The sequence below is a fragment of the Salinimicrobium aquimaris genome (genome assembly GCF_035607535.1).
GTDB lineage: Bacteria > Bacteroidota > Bacteroidia > Flavobacteriales > Flavobacteriaceae > Salinimicrobium.
Genome location: NZ_JAYDZX010000007.1, coordinates 23,993 through 45,541, shown reverse-complemented (window position 1 = coordinate 45,541; position 21,549 = coordinate 23,993). Strand labels below are relative to the sequence as shown.

The following is a 21,549-nucleotide window of genomic DNA, read 5'->3' as shown; positions in this document are numbered from 1 at the left end:
GTGCGTGCAGAGAACGCTACTGATTCTGATTGTTATGTCACAGATTCCTTTGTATTGACCGTGTATGATGTTCCGGATATTGTCACTCAGGGTCTTGATGCTTGTGAGATAGGAGAAACCGGTAAAGCTGATTTCACCCTGACAAGTGGATTAACTACCACTGAGGGAACTGTTACGTTTTACAACAGCCAGACAAATGCAGATGCCGGTGGAGAGGAAGGCAAACTCAGCAGTCCTTATAATGCTGCAGATAATACCACAGTTTATGTGCGTGCAGAGAACGCTACTGATTCTGATTGTTATGTCACAGATTCCTTTGTATTGACCGTGTATGATGTTCCGGACATTGTCACTCAGGGTCTTGATGCTTGTGAGATAGGAGAAACCGGTAAAGCTGATTTCACCCTGACAAGTGGATTAACTACCACTGAGGGAACTGTTACGTTTTACAACAGCCAGACAAATGCAGATGCCGGTGGAGAGGAAGGCAAACTCAGCAGTCCTTATAATGCTGCAGATAATACAACAGTTTATGTACGTGCAGAGAACGCTACTGATTCTGATTGTTATGTCACAGATTCCTTTGTATTGACCGTGTATGATGTTCCGGATATTGTGACTCAGGGTCTTGATGCTTGTGAGATAGGAGAAACCGGTAAAGCTGATTTCACCCTGACAAGTGGATTAACTACCACTGAGGGAACTGTTACGTTTTACAACAGCCAGACAAATGCAGATGCCGGTGGAGAGGAAGGCAAACTCAGCAGTCCTTATAATGCTGCAGATAATACAACAGTTTACGTACGTGCAGAGAACGCTACTGATTCTGATTGTTATGTCACAGATTCCTTTGTGTTGACCGTGTACGATGTTCCGGATATTGTGACTCAGGGTCTTGATGCTTGTGAGATAGGAGAAACCGGTAAAGCTGATTTCACCCTGACAAGTGGATTAACTACCACTGAGGGAACTGTTACGTTTTACAACAGCCAGACAAATGCAGATGCCGGTGGAGAGGAAGGCAAACTCAGCAGTCCTTATAATGCTGCAGATAATACCACAGTTTATGTGCGTGCAGAGAACGCTACTGATTCTGATTGTTATGTCACAGATTCCTTTGTATTGACCGTGTATGATGTTCCGGATATTGTGACTCAGGGTCTTGATGCTTGTGAGATAGGAGAAACCGGTAAAGCTGATTTCACCCTGACAAGTGGATTAACTACCACTGAGGGAACTGTTACGTTTTACAACAGCCAGACAAATGCAGATGCCGGTGGAGAGGAAGGCAAACTCAGCAGTCCTTATAATGCTGCAGATAATACAACAGTTTACGTACGTGCAGAGAACGCTACTGATTCTGATTGTTATGTCACAGATTCCTTTGTGTTGACTGTTTTCGACAATCCCGACATCACAGCCACTTATCCAAACACTTGTGTAGGAGAAACAATTGATCTAAACCAAATTGCAGAAACAGAAACTGATTTCGGAATCTACAATCCCGACGGTGCAACATTAACCTTCTACTCCGATTGGGATTATGAATCCTCCACAGGAGTAGAGTTGACAGAAGGTAGTGTTGTTTATCCAGTGGTTGGAGACAACACCTACTACATCAAAGCTGTTTCCACTTTTGGTGAGGGTGAGGATGAAATTGCCTGCTCAAGTATTACAGAAGTAACTGTGGTAGGTATTAATTGCCTGGTTTGTGAAACTACTTTTGCTAAAGCACCTGAGGCTACAGATCCCGGGCCAAATAGTCCTTATGTGCCATATGAAAATTTGAGTCCGGAATGCTTCATAGATAGCGGACTCGATAGTGAAAGATGGGGCTGGACGAATAAATTTGATGTTAGCCGCGTAGATTCGGGTACTTACTATCTCAATCTATATGAGGCAGCCGGACAATGTGATACTCATAAAGGAAATTACGTTGGCCAGGTAAGAATTGAATATGATGGATCAGAAATCGATGTGTATTATGAAATTGAAGAAACACATGTTTTAAAATCTGCCCATTTATATGTTGGAGAATGTCAATATCCCACAAATAAAAAAGGTGACATAACTGTGGCACCGGGGCAGTATCCATGGACTTCCGGTGCATTAGACAACAGTACAGGTTATAGTGTTCACGATATTGGAGTGGGAGATGTTTTTTATGTAATTGCCCATGCCGATGTTTGTTCTAGCAGCAACGGAAATCTCGATTACATTGCAGAATTGAGAAGCCAGAGTACTTTGCAAACATATCAGGTAAAGGGTAAAAACTCGACTCTTCAGGCGGTACAGTGTAAGACAAGTAATGATCGCGGTAAAAATAAAACTGCATCTGCTGAGTCAATCACCGTACAATCTTCAGAAATAATTGAAGAACCAGCTGTGGAAACAGATGTAGCTCTTTATCCGGTTCCTTTCAAAGAGGTAATCAATATTGACTACCTGTTTGACTATACTTCAGATGTTAAAATTGAAGTGTTTGACTTAAGAGGTAATCACTTGAGAAGTTATACCGATTTCCAGGTGACAAGAGGTTCGACAACTACATTTAATATTGATTTTGCTTTGAAAGCAAACCAGATGTACGTAGTGCAGGTAATTACTGAACGTGAGAAATTTGTAAAACAAATAGTCTCCTCTAAAAAGTAGATTTTGATTAGTAATTATTAACCAAAAAGGAAAAGCAGCCGGAAACGGCTGCTTTTTCTATTCTTCTAAACGCTGCAAAATATACAATATCTGTGCATCCGTGGCAAAAATCTAGTCCCTCAAAATACTTCTTGAAATAACAATCTTCTGGATCTCTGAAGTTCCTTCGTAGATCTGGGTGATCTTGGCGTCACGCATCAATCGCTCTACGTGGTATTCTTTTACATATCCGTTTCCGCCGTGAACCTGGACTGCCTCTACAGTCACATCCATTGCCGTTTTGGAAGCGAAGAGTTTAGCCATGGCTCCGCTCAAGTCATAGTTCTCGCCATTATCTTTATCACAGGCAGCCTTCATCACCAGGTGACGTGCTGCTTCTATAGAAGTATGCATGTCCGCCAGTTTAAAAGCAATGGCCTGGTGGTTCATGATCTCCGTACCAAAAGCTTTACGCACTTTCGAATATTCTTTTGCCAGTTCATAAGCTCCGGCAGCAATTCCCAATGCCTGGGCAGCGATGCCGATTCGTCCTCCCGAAAGGGTCTTCATAGCAAATTTAAATCCGAAGCCGTCTTCTCCTATTCTGTTCTCTTTTGGAACTTTTACATCATTGAAGTTAAGAGAGTGTGTATCGCTTCCTCGAATCCCGAGTTTCTGCTCTTTTGGCCCAATCTCGAAACCTTCCATTCCCTTCTCTACGATAAAGGCGTTAATTCCTTTATGTTTTTTCTCTTTATCTGTCTGCGCGATCACAATATAAAAGTCGGCAATACTACCGTTGGTGATCCAGTTCTTGGTGCCGTTAAGCAGGTAGTGATCATCTTTCTCGATGGCTGTAGTTCTTTGGGAAGTCGCATCACTTCCGGCTTCAGGCTCAGAAAGGCAAAAGGCACCTATAGATTCCCCTGTAGCCAGTTTAATAAGATATTTTTGTTTTTGCTCCTCGTTACCGAATTTTTCAAGCCCCCAGCAAACCAGAGAGTTGTTTACCGACATTACCACAGAGGCCGAAGCGTCAATTTTGGAAATCTCTTCCATTGCCAGCACGTAAGCCACAGTATCCATACCGCCGCCGCCGTATTCCGGAGAGACCATCATGCCCAAAAAGCCAAGTTCTCCCATCTTCTTTATTTGCTCCTTAGGAAACTCCTGTTTTTCGTCCCTCTCAATAACTCCCGGCAGTAGTTCATTTTTGGCAAAATCGCGTGCCGCATCGCGGATCATGATATGTTCTTCGGTCAAATTAAAATCCATTCGGTAATTTTTTAGAAATGTTGAATTTTGGTTGGCAAAGATACCGTTTTACAGGCATTTATTCAATGGAGAGTGCTATTTTTACAGCCGTGGAGCAAAATAACTATAACGTTGTAGGAGTGATGTCGGGTACATCGCTGGATGGCATCGACCTGGCGCATGTGAACTTTACTTTTTCTGAAGGATGGAACTATAAAATTCTGACTGCGGAAACGGTTCCTTATCCCGAAAGCTGGCAAAAGATCCTTGCTGAAGCTGTTTCATATGATGATGGACGCCTGAAGCAGCTCGATAAAGATTACACCCGTTTTCTAGCTGAAGTAATTTCTGAATTTCTCTCCAAAAATAGCATTTTTGACACCCATGCCATTTGCAGTCATGGCCACACCATAAAGCACGAGCCGGAAAAAGGCTACACCCTTCAGATCGGCAACCTTCCCGAGCTGGCGAAGCTCCTTAATCGAAAGGTGATCTGTAATTTTAGAGTGCAGGACGTGGAGTTGGGGGGACAGGGAGCGCCTCTGGTACCAATCGGGGATGAGCTCCTGTTTCCGGAATATGACTACTGTCTTAACCTCGGCGGCTTTGCCAATATTTCCACCAACCCAAAGGGGGAGCGGCTCGCCTACGATATTTGCGCGGTAAATACCGTTCTTAATTCTCTCGCTCAAAAACTGGGAAAGCCTTATGACAAAAACGGAAAGCTCGCAGCTTCCGGAGAACTGAATAAAGAGCTGCTGGAAGAGCTTCAGAAAATCCCATTTTACGGACTCCGTCCTCCGAAGTCCTTAGGCATTGAATGGGTAAACAAGTATATTTTTCCCCTTTTTGAGAGGTATGATGCTGTTCCTTCTTTGCTACGGACGTACACTGAACATGCTGCCGAAGTAATCGCCAACGAATTCAGGAATTCTTCCGGAGAAAAGGTTTTGGTGACAGGTGGAGGAGCTTTCAATCGCTTTCTCATTGAAGAAATTAGAAGAAGAACACAGACCGCGGTGGTGATCCCTTCGGCTGAAGTAGTAAATTATAAGGAGGCTTTAATATTTGCATTTTTGGGAGTACTAAAAATGAGAGGGGAGAACAATGTTTTGAGCTCGGTGACCGGGGCTTCAAAAGATCATTCTTCAGGAGTAATATTTCAGCCTTAAGTATGATGGAAATCAAGAAACCTAGAAAATTAGTTTTTTATATTTGTCTCAATTTTTAATGGAATTATGAAAGAATTATTGAATTTATATCAGAATAAAGCACCCGAAATTGTTTTTAATTGGAAAGATCCTGAAACCGAAGCTGAAGGCTGGGTGGTGATCAACTCTCTGCGGGGCGGTGCTGCAGGTGGTGGAACGCGTATGAGACCGGGTCTCGATATGAACGAGGTGCTTTCCCTCGCAAAAACGATGGAGGTGAAATTCACCGTTTCAGGACCTGCGATTGGTGGGGCAAAATCGGGTATAAATTTCGATCCTAATGACCCCCGAAAAAAGGGGGTTCTGGAACGTTGGTATAAAGCGGTTTCTCCGCTTCTTAAAAGCTATTATGGTACCGGTGGAGATCTCAATGTTGACGAGATCCACGAGGTGATTCCAATTACAGAAGATTCCGGAGTGTGGCATCCGCAGGAAGGAGTGTTTAACGGACACTTCAAACCAACCGAAGCCGATAAGATCAACCGCATCGGTCAGCTAAGACAGGGGGTGATCAAGGTACTCGAAAATAGTAGATTCTCTCCCGACGTTTCCCGTAAATACACAGTGGCCGACATGATCACCGGGTATGGAGTGGCTGAAGCTGTAAGACATTACTATGACATCTACGGAGGAAATGTGCAGGGTAAAAAAGCCATAGTTCAGGGCTTTGGAAATGTCGGTTCTGCTGCAGCCTATTACCTGGCGCAGATGGGAGCAAAGGTAGTTGGGATCATTGACCGGGTGGGAGGTGTGATCAACGAAGAAGGATTCACTTTTGAGGAGATCCGCGATATGTTCCTGAACAAGGAAGGAAATACCTTGAAGGCCGATAACCTTATTCCGTTTGAAGAGATCAATGACCGCATCTGGTCCCTGAACGCAGAGGTGTTTGCACCATGTGCAGCGTCTCGTTTGATCACCAGAGAACAGGTCGATGAAATGGTAGCTGCGGGGCTGAAAGTGATCTCGAGTGGTGCCAATGTTCCGTTCGCAGATAAGGAAATTTTCTTTGGTCCAATTATGGAATATTCAGATGAAAAGATTAGCGTGATCCCAGATTTTATTGCCAACTGCGGTATGGCAAGAGTGTTCGCTTATTTTATGGAGCGCAGGGTGCAAATGACAGATGAGGCCATCTTCAACGATACCTCGATCACCATTCGTAATGCTATTCAAAATACCTATAATAACAACAGCAGCAAAACGAATATTAGTAAAACGGCTTTTGAGGTGGCGCTGAAAAAGTTGGTCTAATTCTGAAAACTAATAAAGAATTTAAAGGGTGCTTTTATAGCGCCCTTTTTCATGAAATCCATTGTGAATTACTTTTTCATTTATTCTGAAGGAGGAGTTGCAAGAAATCAAAGGCTGTTTATCTTTACAATTAATTTTACATTCTCACGTTACATAAAAAACCCGATACACAAATGCTATACTTTTTTCAGGAAGATGGTCTTGCCCAGGCAGCACAAGAGGCAGAACCCGTAGTAGAGGAGAAAACCCTCTCTTTATTTGACTTGTTCCTTAGTGGAGGAGTAGGAGGGCAGGTAATAATTCTCATCCTTTTCATTCTTCTGTTTGCAGCGATTTACATCTACTTTGAAAGGTTATTTGCTATCAAAGCGGCTTCAGAAACAGATAGCAACTTCATGAACCAGATCAAAGATTCCGTTATGCATGGAAACATTGAGTCTGCGCGCATTCGTTGTGCCCAGGCAAATTCACCTGTGGCGAGACTTACTGCCAAAGGTCTTGATCGAATTGGGAGTCCGCTCGAGGACATCAATACAGCCATTGAGAACGCCGGCCGTCTGGAAGTCTATAAGCTTGAAAAGAACGTGAGTGTGCTGGCGACCATTGCCGGTGCCGCACCAATGATTGGTTTCCTTGGAACCGTAATAGGAATGGTGATCGCCTTTCATGAACTGGCTACCAGTAGCGGGCAGGCCGAAATGGGAGCCCTGGCCGAAGGTATTTATACTGCCATGACCACGACCGTTGCCGGGCTCATTGTTGGTATCATCGCTTATATCGGTTATAACCACCTGGTGGTAAAGACAGATAAAGTAGTGCATCAAATGGAAGCTACTGCCGTAGATTTCCTTGACCTTCTAAACGAACCGGTATAATATGAACTTAAGAGGAAGAAATAAGATCAGTCCGGAATTCAGTATGAGTTCCATGACCGATATTGTATTCCTGTTGTTGATCTTTTTTATGCTCACTTCCCCGGCTATTACTCCGGAAGCGCTTGATCTTATCCTGCCAAAGGCAAAAGGTAAGACCACAACCAAACAAAATGTGGCGGTGAGTATCACAAAAGACCTGCAGGTTTATATTGATAAAGAGCGAGTGAGCAACAGTTCTTTGGAAGCCAGATTACAAGAGGTGCTGACAGGAGTTGAAGATCCAACAATTATTCTTCGTGCAGAAGAAGGGGTGCCAATTGAAAATGCAGTTAGTGTAATGGATATTGCCAATCGAAACCGTTACAAGATCGTACTTGCAGTAAAACCTGAATAAATCTTTGCTGCTTTTCCACTTTTTGAGACATTGTGGAACTATGTTTGCTACATAAAATTTAGAAAAAGAAGTAAGTGAAATACCTGGAGACAGAACACGAAAGAAAATCTATGGCAATTACGGTGGTACTCCACGTGTTGCTAATTCTGCTATTGCTGTTCTTTGGATTCACTTATCTCGATCCTCCACCGGAAAGTGGTATTGCTATAAACTTCGGAACTTCCGATGTCGGCTCGGGCATTGAGCAGCCTGTAGAAAAGATTCAGACCTCATCTCAACGAACTACTCCTCCCCCGGTTACTCCTGTAGAAACGAATATCAGGGAAGAGGTGGTCACTCAGGATGTGGTGGAAGCCCCTGTTGTGGAGAAAAAGAAAGAGGAAAAGGTGGTTCAGAAAGTTGAAGAGCCGGTTAAGAAGAAGGAGGAGCCGGTGAAAAAGCCAGACCCCAAACCTTCAAAATCCACCACAGATGCATTGAGCAGCATTTTAAACGGACCTGTAAGCGACGGACAAGCGCGTGGAGGGGAAGGAAATGATGAAGCTGCCGGGGATAAAGGAAGTCCCGATGGTGATCCAAATGCCAAATCTTACTACGGTACCGGAATGGGCTTGGATGGCGATGGGAATTACCGCCTTGGCGGACGTAAAGCTCTGAATAAAGAAAAATTTGTTCAGGATTGTAATGAGTCGGGAATTGTAGTGGTCCAGATCGAAGTAAACCGTAACGGCACGGTTACCCGTGCTATTCCCGGAGTTAAGGGCACTACCAATAATGCGACTTGTCTAACAGATCCTGCAAAAAGGGCCGCACTGGCTACCCGTTTTAACAGCGATCCCGATGCTCCCGTAAAGCAGGTGGGAACCATTATCTACAACTTTAAACTTACCGAATAACTTGATGACCTATACAGAAACTGTTGAATGGATGTTTCAGCAGTTGCCTATGTATCAACAGGTGGGAAGCAAAGCCTATAAGGTGGACCTTTCCAATATCAAAAAATTGATCAGCCGGCTTCAGGATCCGCACCAAAATTTTAAGACTATTCATGTCGCCGGCACAAACGGGAAAGGTTCTGTGTCGCATATGCTGGCTTCCATTTTACAGGAGGCGGGTTATAAAGTTGGATTATACACTTCCCCACATTTGAAGGATTTTCGGGAGCGTATCAAAATCAATGGGAAAATGATCGCAGAGGCTGCTGTGATAGATTTTATAGAGACTAATAAAGTCTTTTTTGAGCAGGAGAGTCTTTCTTTCTTTGAAATGACGGTAGGAATGGCTTTTGAATATTTTTCCGAAGAAAAAGTGGATATAGCTGTAATTGAGGTCGGGCTTGGTGGAAGATTGGATTCTACCAACATCATCTCTCCCGAAGTTTCTGTCATTACAAATATAGGGTTTGATCACGTCGCCATCCTCGGAAATACTTTACCGCAAATAGCTGCTGAAAAAGGCGGAATTATAAAGCCAAATACTCCTGTTGTGATTGGCGAATACCAGGAGGAAACTTTTCCAGTATTTAAAAAATTGGCTGAAGCCAACCAGGCACCATTTCATTTAGCTGAAGAATACAGGGGCAGGTTGTACAATTCAGATCTTAAAGGACACTATCAGCAAAAGAATGTTCGAACTGTTTCTATGGCTCTGGAAGTGCTGAAGCAAAAGGGTTGGCAAATCTCCAAGGAAGCGATAGAAAAGGGCTTCAAAAATGTCATTTTTAACACGGGATTGCGAGGCAGGTGGGAAGTGTTGCAGGAAAGCCCCAGGGTGATATGCGACACTGCACACAATAAAGAAGGACTGGTCTATGCCATGAAACAACTGGAGGAGGAAGAAGCGGAAGAATTGCACATAGTGGTCGGCGTAGTCAACGACAAAGATCTTAATGCCGTGCTCCCGCTTTTCCCGAAAAGAGCAAAATATTATTTTTCCAGACCCAATGTTCCCCGGGGGCTTGATGCTGTCGAACTGCAAAAGAAGGCAATTGAAAATGGTCTTTTTGGGGAGGTATACAATTCAGTCCCTGAAGCTTATGAAGCTGCGTTATTGCAGGCTTCGACTAAGGATGTGATCTATGTGGGTGGCAGTACTTTTACGGTTGCAGAAATAATTTGATTTTTTTGAAATTATTCTTTGCAGAATTGAAATTGTGGTCTATATTTGCATCCGCATTCAGAAAGAGATATAGTCGCAAAGGATGCGGAAGTTCATAAACATTTTAGGGCAATTAGCTCAGTTGGTTCAGAGCACCTCGTTTACACCGAGGGGGTCGGGGGTTCGAATCCCTCATTGCCCACAAAATCAAAGGCTTCCTCTTGGAGGCCTTTTTTGATTAAAGGGTGATTAGCTCAGCTGGTTCAGAGCACTACCTCGACAAGGTAGGGGTCACTGGTTCGAACCCAGTATCACCCACAAGTGGGAATTTATAATTACCAATAAACAAATTCCAAAAGAAATCTATAAACCTCACAGGTTTTCAAAACCTGTGAGGTTTTTTTTGCTTCAATTTTGAATCTTGAACCTTGAATCCGGAATTATAAAAGTTCCATCACCCTTTCCAGCGCCATTCCGCGGGAACCTTTGATAAGAATTGTGCCGGCATTGAATTCAGAAGGCTGAAACCAACTTCTGAAATCCTCAAAACTTTTGAATTTTTTCATCCTCTCAAAGGAAATATTGGTTTGAAAGAAGTTAGTGCCAATGGCATAGATCTTATCTACATTTGACTTTTTATACTGTTCCAGTAAGTGCTCATGTTCTTCTGCAGCACTGGATCCCAATTCGAACATATCCCCTAAAATCGCAATTTTTGGTGCTCCTTCCATGCTTTTGAGGTTTTCTAAAGCTGCAGCCATACTGGAGGGATTCGCGTTGTAGGCATCCAGGATGATCCTTCTGTTATCCTTCAATATGATTTGTGACCTGTTGTTCTTCGGGGAATACTCCTTAAGAGCGGCAATGATATCGTCGGCAGGGACTTTAAAGTATTTTCCTACCGCATAGGCAGCGGCCATGTTTGTGCCATTGTAATCCCCGGTTAATTGTCCACAGATCTTATTTCCTTCAACCTCAAGTCCGGCATAGGAGTCTTCCCTGTAATAATGAAGCTGCAGGTCTGCCCTGGGAGATGAGCCGAAGCTGAAGGTTTGCCCGTAATCTTGTTCCTGGGCCTGGAGTGGATCATCGGTATTTAAAAAGAGCATTTTTTGATGCCTTTTCAGGTGATCATAAAGCTCCTTTTTACCTTTTATAACACCTTCTACACCTCCAAAGCCTTCCAGGTGAGCCTTGCCAAAATTGGTGATATATCCGTAATCTGGTGAAGCGATATTGCAGAGGAATGCTATCTCTTTTTGATGATTGGCTCCCATTTCTACAATTCCAAATTCAGTCTCCTTGTTCATGGAAAGTAGGGTAAGCGGAACGCCAATATGGTTATTAAGATTTCCTACCGTAGCCACTGTCCTCAACTTCTTTGACAAAACGGCATTGAACAGCTCCTTGGTAGTAGTTTTCCCATTACTGCCGGTGAGGGCAAGGATTGGTGTCTTTAAATATTCCCTGTGATGTGCAGCCAACTGCTGTAGGGCTTTGAGCACATTCTCCACCCGAATAAACTTATCATTCTCTTCGGAAAGATCTTCATCAATGACCGCATAGGCCGCTCCCTTCTCAATTGCTTCCGCGGCAAATTCATTGGCATTAAAATTATCACCCTTTAAGGCAAAGAACATACTGCCGGGTAGGATCTTCCTGGTGTCGGTACTAACGCCGGAAGTTTCCAGGAATAACTGGTGGAGCTGTAGTATTTTCATAAAAATAAAGCTATAAAAAAAGCCCTAATGTAATTAGGGCTTCTTCTTAATATTTAGAGAAAATTAATTCTTTGCTGTTTTGTTTTTATTCAAAGATTTTGATCCCACTCTGGACATTGCATTTCTAAATCCGATGTAATCGGTCGCCATATCCTGAGGGAAGAATCTCCTTTGTGCAGGATCCAACCAGTAAGCGCGATCTCTCCATGAACCACCTTTGTATACTCTTACGTTGTCATCAACTAAAGTGGTACGTCCTGTCGATTTATCGTATTCGAGGCTTTGGCCTCCAAGGCTGTCTACAGTTGCTGTGTGTACAGGGGAATTGTACATTCTCTTGCTTGGATCTGCTTCATTTTCATCACCAAAGGTGTCATAGTAACGGGTTGATGTTCTGTCACCGTCTCTAAAGTTCCTTTGATCACTTTCATTGAAGTTCGTTCTAAGATAAGTGTCTTCAGGTGTAATTGGAACGGTTTTTATCTCCCCCGGAAGGTTTCTTGCTACAATTCTTCCGTTACTCAAGGTGTCATATTCGATCTCGTCTACTCCAAGGACCTTCACGGTTCCATCTTCAGTGATCGCATGTTTGGTATAAACATTACCTCTATAGTAGTTGAAGTCGTTAAATTCGTCATCCACAATTGGGCGGTAGACATCGGCAACCCACTCAGCTACGTTTCCGGCCATGTCGTAAAGACCAAAATCGTTAGGCTCGTATGATTTCACTTCGGCAGTAATATCGGCGCCGTCGTCGCTCCATCCTGCGATTCCGCCATAATCCCCGTCACCTTGCTTAAAGTTGGCCATTTGGTCACCTCTTCTTCTGGCATCACCACTACGGGTGTACTGGCTATCCCATGGATATTTTTTTCTTCCGCGGTAAACGTTATAATTTCTTATCCCTACTAGTGCAAGAGCTGCATATTCCCATTCTGCTTCAGTAGGAAGACGGTATTCAGGTAGCAGTACTCCGTGCTTGCGCTGTACGTATAGGTTTTTAGCATCTGTTCCGTCATCAGCATTTCCTGCAACTTCAAAACGATCAGCATTTTTGCCGCCTCTCAAAAGCTCTTCATCACCTCCATATACCTGACTTGGTGCATTAAGATAGGTTTCGGTGCTAAAACCCTGCCCGGGTTCAGCAGCAAAACGTGCCCCTTCAGCAGTGAATCCTTCTTTTTCGAGACGAAGCTCATTCACCCTGTCTGTTCTCCACTTACTAAATTCAACTGCCTGGATCCAGCTTACGCCAACTACCGGGTAGTTTGCATAGGCGGGGTGGCGCAGGTAGTTGTTGGTCATGGTTTCATTATAACCCAACCTGTTTCTCCATACAAGGGTATCTGGTAAAGCTCCCTGATAAATGTTTCTATATCTTTCTTCACTTGGAGGATATACCCGTTTAAGGTAATCCAGGTATTCCAGGTACATTAAATTAGTAACTTCGGTCTCGTCCATGTAAAAAGACTGAACGTGTTGCTGGGTGGGAGTGTTGTTCCAATCGTGCATCACATCATCCTGTACACGGCCCATTGTAAAGGTACCTCCTTCTACGAAAACCAATCCCGGTCCTGCCTCCTGCTCATCGTAATCGGCATTATAATTAAAACCACCTTCCTTGGAATTGATATCCCAGCCGGTGGCGCGGGAGTTATTTTTGTAATCCCTTGAGTTGTTACAGCTAAAAAGGCCGGCGCTCAGAACGACGGCAAAAAGAGCTTTTACAGCAACCTTATTTCTCATATTCACAATATCTTTTATAGCAATTATGGCTTTGCAATATAGTAATTAACGCAAAACTACCAAGATTATTTCAACTGAAACGAAATCTTGTAGTCTCCTGTAAATCTTTATGATAACGGCGCCCGGAAGGAATTATTTTATAGCTGATAATTTAGCTGTGTTAAAACCTTCCAGAGCTTCACCGGGCAAAAGTAGTGGTTTTTTAGTAACATATTTGATTTATTTGAACCGGCTAATTCTCCTGTTCTGGACACTAACGGGATGTAAAAAACTTAAAAGTATTATAAAATTTACTAGAATTGTAGGAAAGATAATTTTAATAGATAAGCTTCTGTTAAATTGAACGTTATGTTAAGATAAAAAGGAGAAATTCAGGGATTGTACTACAATTTAATGCATTTCGGGTATATTTGTTAATTATTTATTGTGACCTATGAGAAATTTATCATTTTTCACCTTTGCGGTGATTTTGCTGTTCAGTGGAAAATCTTTTGCTCAGGATCGAGTAATTACTACAGCTGCTTCTACTTTAATGATCGCCGCCGACGCACGTGCTGCCGGTTTGGGAGATCAAGGGGTCGCAACTTCTGCCGATGCATATTCACAACAGTGGAATCCAGCTAAATATGTTTTTGTGGAGAGTCAGCAAGGATTTGGTGTGAACTATACCCCCTATTTAAGTGAACTGGTCAATGACATTTTTCTTGGCAACCTTACTTATTATAACCGCATAAGTGAACGAAGTGCTTTTGGTGCCAGTTTAAAATATTTCAGTATGGGAAACATAGAGGCCAGAGATTTTCCCGATGAATTAGAGCGAATTCTCAGTCCAAATGAATTCACCCTCGATCTTTCTTATGCTCTTAAATTGAGTGACCATTTTTCTATGGCTGTGGCTGGAAGATTTTTACGATCTGATTTAAAAATTCAAGACTTGGATCCAGATGCCTCTGCCGCAAGCACCTTTGGTGTTGATGTGGCAGCCTTCTACCAGAGTGAAAGAATTAATTACACCAGTTTTGACGGTCGCTGGAGAGCGGGACTAAATATTTCTAACATAGGCCCAAAAATTAAATACGATGCAGGAGGGCAGGAGAATTTCATTCCGACTAATCTAAAATTAGGTACTGGTTTTGATTTTATTCTTGACAACATGAATACAATAGGAGCTTATTTAGAGTTTAATAAACTTCTTGTGCCTACTATGCAGGATTTTAACAATAACGGTCAATACGGTGACAAAGAAGATATTCAAGAATATAACTCGATTGGCGCCATTGAAGGTATCTTCACCTCTTTTGGTGATGCGCCTGATGGTTTTAGTGAAGAGCTGAAGGAAGTGACCTATGCTCTTGGAGCCGAGTATGTCTATGATGAGGTGTTTTCTTTAAGAACCGGGTATTTCCACGAGAGTCCTGAAAAAGGATCACGTGATTTTATCTCTTTTGGAGCCGGATTCCGCCATACAGTTGTAGATATTGATCTGTCTTACCTTTTCTCGACTTCCGATGTTATTAGTCCGCTTGAAGGAACTCTCCGCTTTGGCCTTACCTTTAACTTTGGGAGACAATACTATCAGTACTAATAGGATCGATAAATTTCATTGATTATTAATTAACTTTGCAGCTCAAAACGAGATGTTACTGACTCCCGAACTTTTTAGTTTCGGGAGCTTTTATCTAGAGAAATATCAAACATGAAGAAAATAACTATAAGTGCAGATCTTGAGGTGTATAATGATGAAACTGAATTACCTCAGGATGTACAGGGTTTGATGACCCAGGCAGTAGAAGCCCGGGAAAAATCTTATTCTCCATATTCCCAATTCAGGGTTGGTGCGGCTATTCTCCTTGAAAATGGGGAAGTGGTAACCGGAAGCAATCAGGAAAACGCTTCTTATCCCGCCGGTCTTTGTGCAGAAAGGACAGCAATTTTCTATGCGGGTGCCAAATATCCTGAAAGCAAGATCCTGAAAATGGCTTTGACAGCGAGGTCTGAAAATCACAAAGTGGAAGTGCCTACTCCTCCCTGCGGTTCATGCCGACAGGCAATTGCTGAATATGAAGTAAAACAGGATCAGCCAATTGGAGTTTTTTTTATGGGTGAAAAAGGTAAGGTGGTCAAGGCGAATTCTATTTCAGATCTATTGCCTCTTATCTTTGACAATAGCTATCTATAACGTTTTCGCGCTTTTTCAAAGAGAAACTGTTTTTTGTTCATTTTGAAAATACTATTTTTGTGTTTCGCTTGGCGCAAGCATCGCTTAGCCTTAAAAATAAGTAGTTAAATGAAGAAAATTACAAAAGCCACTTACCTTAAGTGGTACGAGGACATGCTGTTTTGGCGGAAGTTTGAGGATAAACTTGCCCAGGTTTACATTCAGCAGAAAGTGCGAGGTTTTTTACACCTGTATAACGGTCAGGAAGCTATTCTTGCCGGTGCTTTGCATGTGATGGACCTTTCAAAGGATAAAATGATCACAGCCTATAGAAATCACGTCCAGCCAATTGGTATGGGTGTTGACCCAAGAAAAGTTATGGCTGAATTGTACGGAAAGAAAACCGGAACTTCTCAGGGAATGGGTGGTTCTATGCACATCTTTTCTAAGGAACACAGATTCTATGGTGGTCACGGGATCGTAGGAGGGCAAATTCCTCTTGGTGCCGGTCTTGCCTTTGCAGATAAGTACTTTAAGAGAGATGCCGTGACGCTAACCTTCCTTGGGGATGGTGCAGCAAGACAGGGATCTCTCCATGAGACCTTTACCATGGCTGTAAAATGGAATCTACCTGTGGTCTTCTGTGTTGAGAATAACGGGTATGCTATGGGAACATCTGTGGCCCGTACTTCAAAAAGTACCGAGATCTGGAAGCTTGGTCTTGGATATGATATGCCATGTGGTCCAGTAGATGCAATGAACCCCGAAAAGGTTGCCGAAGCTCTTGACGAAGCGATCAAAAGAGCGCGTAAAGGGGAAGGACCAACTTTTCTTGAGTTGAAGACATACCGCTACCGCGGTCACTCCATGAGTGATGCCCAGCAGTATCGTACAAAAGAAGAGGTGGCCGAATATCAAAAGATCGATCCTATTACCCAGGTAAAAGATATCATCAAAGAGAAAAAATACGCTACAGATAAAGAGATCAAGGAGATCGATAAGAGAGTTAAAGATCTTGTTAGTGAATGTGAGAAATTCGCTGAAGAATCTGATTTCCCTGAGATCCAGACCATGTACGATGTAGTGTATGAGCAAGAGGATTATCCGTTTTTACCCCATAAATTATAATAGGTTATGGCAGAAGTAATTAAAATGCCACGTCTTAGCGACACCATGGAAGAAGGTGTTGTCGCAAAGTGGCTTAAGCAAAAAGGCGACAAAATAGAAGAAGGAGATATCCTGGCCGAGATCGAGACAGATAAGGCAACGATGGAGTTTGAGTCTTTCTATGAAGGAACTTTATTGCATATTGGAATAGAAGAAGGCGAAACTGCACCGGTTGATGCCCTCCTGGCTATTGTAGGAGAAGAAGGGGAAGATATTTCCTCACTTTTGGATGGTGCCGGTGATGCCAGCGCTAGTTCAGAAAAAGAGGAGTCTTCAGAATCTGAGGAACCTTCTGAAAAAGAAGCTTCTTCTGAAGGAGCTGATATTCCTGAAGACGTAGAAGTGGTGAGAATGCCGCGTCTAAGCGACACGATGGAAGAAGGAACTGTTGCTTCCTGGATCAAGAAAGAAGGCGATGAGGTAGAGGAAGGTGATATTCTTGCTGAAATCGAAACCGACAAGGCTACCATGGAATTTGAATCTTTTTATTCGGGTACTTTGTTGCATATTGGGATTCAGGAAGGAGAGACTGCACCTGTAGATGCAGTTCTTGCTATCATTGGACCAAAAGGAACCGATGTTTCTTCAATAATTAAAGGAGGCGGAGCTTCGAAGCCTGCTGCTTCCCAAAAAGGAGAAGAGAAGAAAGAAGAAAAAGCCGAAGAGTCTTCAAAGACTTCAGAAGCTGCATCAACTTCATCTTCAGACGGAGGAAGGATCTTTGCTTCCCCGCTTGCAAAGAAGATGGCAGATGATCTTGGAATCGATCTTAACGATGTTAAAGGTTCCGGAGAAAATAATCGTATTGTCAAAAAAGACATTGAGAACTACAAACCTTCAGCAAAAGCTGAGGAAGCTAAACCCGCTGCAGCCCAACCTCAACAACAGGCACAGCCTTCGCCGGTACAGGTGTACACTCCTGTGGGGGAAGAGAGTTTTGAGGAGATCAAGAACTCTCAAATGCGCAAGACTATTGCGAAGAGACTTGGAGAATCAAAATACAGTGCGCCTCATTACTACCTTACGGTAGAAGTCGATATGGCCAACGCCATGGCGAACCGTAAGCAGATCAATGAGCTTCCCGACGTAAAGGTTTCCTTCAATGATCTGGTGATCAAAGCTTCGGCAATGGCCTTGAGAAAGCATCCAAAGGTGAATTCTCAATGGACAGGAGATACCACTAAGATTGCCAGGCACATTCACATGGGTGTTGCTGTAGCTGTGGAAGAAGGACTTGTGGTGCCTGTACTAAGGTTCGCGGATCAAATGTCGCTGACCCAAATTGGAGGAAGTGTGAAAGAACTTGCCGGTAAAGCCCGTAACAAGAAACTTCAACCACAGGAAATGGAAGGCAGTACCTTTACTGTCTCCAACCTGGGAATGTTTGGAATTACTGAGTTTACCAGTATTATTAATCAGCCAAACTCTGCCATACTTTCTGTTGGGGCTATAGTTGAAAAACCGGTAGTGAGAAATGGGCAGATCGTTGTTGGAAATACCATGAAGCTTACCCTTGCATGTGATCACAGAACAGTCGACGGAGCAACAGGTGCACAGTTCCTGGAAACCCTTAAGACCTATATCGAAAACCCGGTAACGATGCTCGCATAAAGGCATCTTGACTTATATCATTAGAATCCCGCTTTTAGCGGGATTTTTTTATCTTTAGCCACATGAGAAAATTTTCCATTACAGGTGTTGCCGCCCTCAGTCTTTTGCTGTTAATGAGTTGCGGGCAATCAAGAGAAGCGGCTGTAGAAGTAGCTGCAGCGCCCACAAATGAGGAGACCGTTGAAAAGGCCATTTTAGGGGAGGAAGTTGCAGCGACTTTAAAATATCTTTCTTCAGATGAACTTCAGGGCAGAGCTACCGGAACAGACGGAATTGAGCTGGCTGCGCAGTACATTGAACAGTATTTTCAAACACATGAGCTAAAACCTTTTTTTGAGACCTATAGAGATTCTTTTGATGTAAAAGGTGTAACAGGCTACAACCTCATCGGATTGGTTGAGGGGACAGACCCGAAACTAAAAGATCAATACATTATAGTGGGTGCTCATTACGATCATGTCGGCAGGGCAAAAGCAGTCGAAGGTGATAGTCTTGCCAACGGCGCAAATGACAATGCGTCGGGGACCACAGCTGTTTTGGAATTGGCAAAGTTCTTTGCTGATAACCCTCCCAGGAGGAGTATGCTTTTCACACTTTTTTCAGCAGAAGAAATGGGGCTTGTTGGCGCAAAGGAATTGGCAAAAAGACTAAAAGCTGAAAACCTTGATCTGTACACCATGTTCAATATTGAAATGATAGGTGTTCCCATGAAGGAACGTGATTTCAAGGCATATATAACCGGTTATGACATGTCTAATCTAGCTGAAAAGTTCAATGAATATTCGGGAGAGAAGATCCTGGGCTTCCTTCCTCAGGCTAAAGAATACAGCTTGTTCCAGAGAAGTGATAATTATCCTTTTTATCAGGAGTTCAAAGTGCCGGCACAAACGATCTCTACTTTCGATTTTAGCAATTATCCATATTATCACCACGTAGATGATGAGTTCGAAAGAATGGATCCCAAACACATGGAGAACCTGATCGAAGCTGTCATTCCGGGCTTAGCGGCTATGGCCAATACCTCACAAAAGGAAATAAAGCTAAAAGAAAGTCTATGAAAAAGATCGCGATCACAGGAACCAGCAGGGGAATAGGGCTTGAACTGGTGAAGATACTTGCCGGTGCAGGTCATCATGTCCTGGCCCTGTCAAGGAATGACCAGCCTGTAAGAGATCTGGGTTTAGAGAATGTGAAGACGCTTAGCTTTGATATTACCAATGAAGCTCACTTGGAAGAGGCATCTAACTTTATTCGTGAGAATTGGAAAGGGGTTGATATCCTCATTCATAATGCAGGAGCAATAATTAATAAACCCTTTGAAGAAATCACTTCTGAAGAATTTGAACAGATATATAAGATAAACGTCTTCGGGGTTGCAGCCCTTACCAGGAAATTGCTTCCATTCATGGACCGAAACGGACATGTAGTGACGGTAAGCAGTATGGGCGGAGTACAGGGAAATATGAAATTCCCTGGGCTTTCGGCTTATAGTTCCAGTAAAGGTGCAGTAATTACACTGGCCGAGCTATTAGCTGAAGAATATAAAGAAACAGGACCTGCCTTTAATGTACTGGCTTTAGGTGCGGTTCAAACAGAAATGCTGGAAGAAGCTTTTCCCGGATATAAAGCTCCCCTGCAGCCTAAGGAAATGGCCGATTATATAGCTGATTTTTCCCTTACCGGAAACAAATTTTATAATGGAAAGTTACTGCAGGTTTCCAGTAGCACCCCCTAAGATTTATGAAGCACATTCTTGAGAAATATATCCCTACTCATGCAGTTGAGCCTGTTTTTGGTTTGATCCAGGTCAACAATATTCACCTCAAGATCGTGAACGAGAGAAAGACCAGGCACGGAGATTATCGTCATTTGCCGGGAGGGGTTCATCAAATTACGGTCAATGCAAATCTCAATAAGTATCGTTTTTTGATCACTTTGGTTCACGAAATCGCTCATCTAATAGCTTTTGAAAAATTTGGAAGACAAATAAGACCTCATGGAGAGGAATGGAAGAAGACTTTTCAGCAATTAATGCTTCCTTTTATTAGGCCCGAAATTTTTCCAGGTCAATTACTTCCTTTCATAGCAAGGCATTTCAGGAATCCCAAAGCCAGCAGTGATACAGATGCTCATCTTTCTGTAGCGTTAAAGCAGTTTGATGAAGAGAACGATAAGAATTACATTTTTGAGATCCCGCATGGAGGCATCTTCAGAATTTATAACGGTAAGGTCTTTAAAAAGGGTGAGCGGCGAATTAAACGATACGAATGTGTGGAGGTCAAAACAGGAAGAATATATTTATTCCAACCCAATGCGGAGGTGGAATTATTAAAAGCAGCTAATTGATATGAACCGGAATAATTTTGCAGTTTTAATGGCAGGTGGCGTAGGATCAAGGTTCTGGCCGGTTAGCACTGCTGCAAAACCAAAACAATTCCGCGATCTTTTGGGTAGGGGGGAAACACTTATTCAAACTACTTTTAGAAGATTGACTGCACTTGTTCCCCCACAAAACATCTTTGTACTTACGAATCAAAGCTATGATAAGCTCGTAAGGGAGCAACTACCGCAACTGACTGAAGAACAAATTGTACTTGAGCCGGTTATGAGAAATACGGCCCCTGCTGTTCTACTTGCTGCGCTAAAGATCAGAAAAAAGAACAGGAACGGGGTCATGATCATGGCACCCAGTGATCATTGGATAGAAGATGAAAAAGCCTTTTCAAATGACGTTGAAGCCGCCTTTGAAGCTGCCCGAAATAAAGACAGGATAATTACTCTTGGTATCAAACCAACGTTCCCGAACACGGGTTACGGTTATATCAAGTTTGATGCACATACTGAAGAAAAGGTCAAGCCGGTAGAAACTTTTACAGAGAAACCTACTTATGCAGTAGCAAAAGAATTTTTTGACAACGGGAATTACCTCTGGAATTCGGGTATTTTCATTTGGAATGTGGATTTCATTGTTCGTTCGTTTCAGAAAAACCTGAAATTAATGTTTCAGCTGTTTTCTAAGGGAGAAGCCGGATACAATACTTCCGCAGAAAAGGAATTCATCAGGGAAAATTACCCGACAGCCGAAAACCTTTCCATTGATTATGGTATTCTTGAAAAAGAACAGGGAACGGTATATGTTATACCTGCTTCCTTTGACTGGAATGACCTTGGAACATGGGGTAGCCTGTACAATGAAAGTCCGAAGGATGAAGAGGAGAACGTAGCCTTGAATGCCCGTCTTTTTGCAGAAAATGCTACGGGTAACCTGGTGACTTCAGACAGGAATAGAGTTGTTGTTATAGAAGGGATCAAAGATCATGTTATTGTGGATGAGAACGAGATCCTTCTCATAGTTCCCAAGTCTAAGGAACAGGATATAAAAGGAATTCGGGAAAGAGTTCAGAAAAAATTTGGTGAAAATTTGGGTTAG

General features: G+C 42.9%; 18 protein-coding genes and 2 tRNA genes. 17 read left to right on the top strand and 3 right to left on the bottom strand.

All coding sequences use genetic code 11. The annotated features are described in order from the left end of the window. The coding region (locus VR862_RS09560; protein WP_324720740.1) for an FIDD domain-containing protein at nucleotides 1–2,652 on the top strand (2,652 nt) is incomplete at its 5' end. 111 nt (nucleotides 2,653–2,763) lie between these two features. Here the strand turns inward: VR862_RS09560 and VR862_RS09555 are convergent. After that, nucleotides 2,764–3,906, bottom strand: coding sequence for an acyl-CoA dehydrogenase (locus tag VR862_RS09555; RefSeq protein ID WP_324720739.1), 1,143 nt, complete (start codon nucleotides 3,904–3,906; stop codon nucleotides 2,764–2,766). Nucleotides 3,907–3,971: 65 nt separating this feature from the next. Here VR862_RS09555 and VR862_RS09550 point away from each other — a divergent pair, with 65 nt between their 5' ends. From VR862_RS09550 to VR862_RS09515, 8 genes are all read left to right on the top strand, one after another. After that, nucleotides 3,972–5,057 (top strand): anhydro-N-acetylmuramic acid kinase, encoded by a 1,086-nt coding sequence (locus VR862_RS09550; RefSeq protein ID WP_324720738.1) that lies wholly within the window; start codon nucleotides 3,972–3,974, stop codon nucleotides 5,055–5,057. Between the two features lie 66 nt (nucleotides 5,058–5,123). After that, nucleotides 5,124–6,350: a Glu/Leu/Phe/Val dehydrogenase dimerization domain-containing protein gene (locus tag VR862_RS09545; RefSeq protein ID WP_324720736.1), complete on the top strand. Its 1,227-nt coding sequence runs from the start codon at nucleotides 5,124–5,126 to the stop codon at nucleotides 6,348–6,350. Between the two features lie 173 nt (nucleotides 6,351–6,523). Beyond that, nucleotides 6,524–7,225, top strand: coding sequence for a MotA/TolQ/ExbB proton channel family protein (locus VR862_RS09540; RefSeq protein WP_324720735.1), 702 nt, complete (start codon nucleotides 6,524–6,526; stop codon nucleotides 7,223–7,225). Nucleotide 7,226: 1 nt separating this feature from the next. After that, the gene (locus VR862_RS09535) at nucleotides 7,227–7,619 is read left to right on the top strand and encodes an ExbD/TolR family protein (protein WP_324720734.1); all 393 of its coding nucleotides are present in this window, start codon (nucleotides 7,227–7,229) and stop codon (nucleotides 7,617–7,619) included. Between the two features lie 74 nt (nucleotides 7,620–7,693). Further along, nucleotides 7,694–8,515 carry an energy transducer TonB gene (locus VR862_RS09530; RefSeq protein ID WP_324720733.1) on the top strand — a complete coding sequence of 274 codons (822 nt, stop codon included), beginning with the start codon at nucleotides 7,694–7,696 and terminating at the stop codon, nucleotides 8,513–8,515. Between the two features lie 4 nt (nucleotides 8,516–8,519). Continuing rightward, entirely contained in the window at nucleotides 8,520–9,737 is a 1,218-nt protein-coding gene (locus tag VR862_RS09525) for a bifunctional folylpolyglutamate synthase/dihydrofolate synthase (RefSeq protein WP_324720732.1), read from the top strand. Nucleotides 9,738–9,843: 106 nt separating this feature from the next. Next, nucleotides 9,844–9,918 (top strand) — tRNA-Val (locus VR862_RS09520). Nucleotides 9,919–9,959: 41 nt separating this feature from the next. Further along, a tRNA-Val gene (locus VR862_RS09515) sits at nucleotides 9,960–10,034 on the top strand. A 122-nt stretch (nucleotides 10,035–10,156) separates the two neighbouring features. Here VR862_RS09515 and VR862_RS09510 read toward each other — a convergent pair. Then, nucleotides 10,157–11,437 (bottom strand): UDP-N-acetylmuramoyl-tripeptide--D-alanyl-D-alanine ligase, encoded by a 1,281-nt coding sequence (locus VR862_RS09510; RefSeq protein WP_324720731.1) that lies wholly within the window; start codon nucleotides 11,435–11,437, stop codon nucleotides 10,157–10,159. Between the two features lie 63 nt (nucleotides 11,438–11,500). Continuing rightward, entirely contained in the window at nucleotides 11,501–13,183 is a 1,683-nt protein-coding gene (gldJ, locus tag VR862_RS09505) for a gliding motility lipoprotein GldJ (protein WP_324720729.1), read from the bottom strand. A 433-nt stretch (nucleotides 13,184–13,616) separates the two neighbouring features. Between gldJ and porV the strand changes: the two genes are divergently transcribed. From porV to VR862_RS09465, 8 genes are all read left to right on the top strand, one after another. Beyond that, nucleotides 13,617–14,768, top strand: coding sequence for a type IX secretion system outer membrane channel protein PorV (gene porV, locus VR862_RS09500; protein ID WP_324720727.1), 1,152 nt, complete (start codon nucleotides 13,617–13,619; stop codon nucleotides 14,766–14,768). 111 nt (nucleotides 14,769–14,879) lie between these two features. Then, nucleotides 14,880–15,362, top strand: coding sequence for a cytidine deaminase (gene cdd, locus VR862_RS09495; RefSeq protein ID WP_324720726.1), 483 nt, complete (start codon nucleotides 14,880–14,882; stop codon nucleotides 15,360–15,362). A gap of 108 nt (nucleotides 15,363–15,470) precedes the next feature. Then, nucleotides 15,471–16,469 (top strand): pyruvate dehydrogenase (acetyl-transferring) E1 component subunit alpha, encoded by a 999-nt coding sequence (gene pdhA / locus VR862_RS09490; RefSeq protein ID WP_324720725.1) that lies wholly within the window; start codon nucleotides 15,471–15,473, stop codon nucleotides 16,467–16,469. Nucleotides 16,470–16,475: 6 nt separating this feature from the next. After that, entirely contained in the window at nucleotides 16,476–18,119 is a 1,644-nt protein-coding gene (locus tag VR862_RS09485; RefSeq protein ID WP_324720724.1) for a pyruvate dehydrogenase complex dihydrolipoamide acetyltransferase, read from the top strand. A gap of 62 nt (nucleotides 18,120–18,181) precedes the next feature. Continuing rightward, nucleotides 18,182–19,177, top strand: a complete 996-nt coding sequence (locus VR862_RS09480) for a M28 family peptidase (protein ID WP_324720723.1) — start codon at nucleotides 18,182–18,184, stop codon at nucleotides 19,175–19,177. Beyond that, entirely contained in the window at nucleotides 19,174–19,854 is a 681-nt protein-coding gene (locus VR862_RS09475) for an SDR family NAD(P)-dependent oxidoreductase (RefSeq protein WP_324720722.1), read from the top strand. The genes VR862_RS09480 and VR862_RS09475 overlap by 4 nt, the downstream gene beginning before the upstream one ends. Before the next feature lie 5 nt (nucleotides 19,855–19,859). Continuing rightward, nucleotides 19,860–20,465, top strand: a complete 606-nt coding sequence (locus VR862_RS09470) for a SprT-like domain-containing protein (RefSeq protein WP_324720721.1) — start codon at nucleotides 19,860–19,862, stop codon at nucleotides 20,463–20,465. A gap of 1 nt (nucleotide 20,466) precedes the next feature. After that, nucleotides 20,467–21,549 carry a mannose-1-phosphate guanylyltransferase gene (locus VR862_RS09465; protein ID WP_324720720.1) on the top strand — a complete coding sequence of 361 codons (1,083 nt, stop codon included), beginning with the start codon at nucleotides 20,467–20,469 and terminating at the stop codon, nucleotides 21,547–21,549.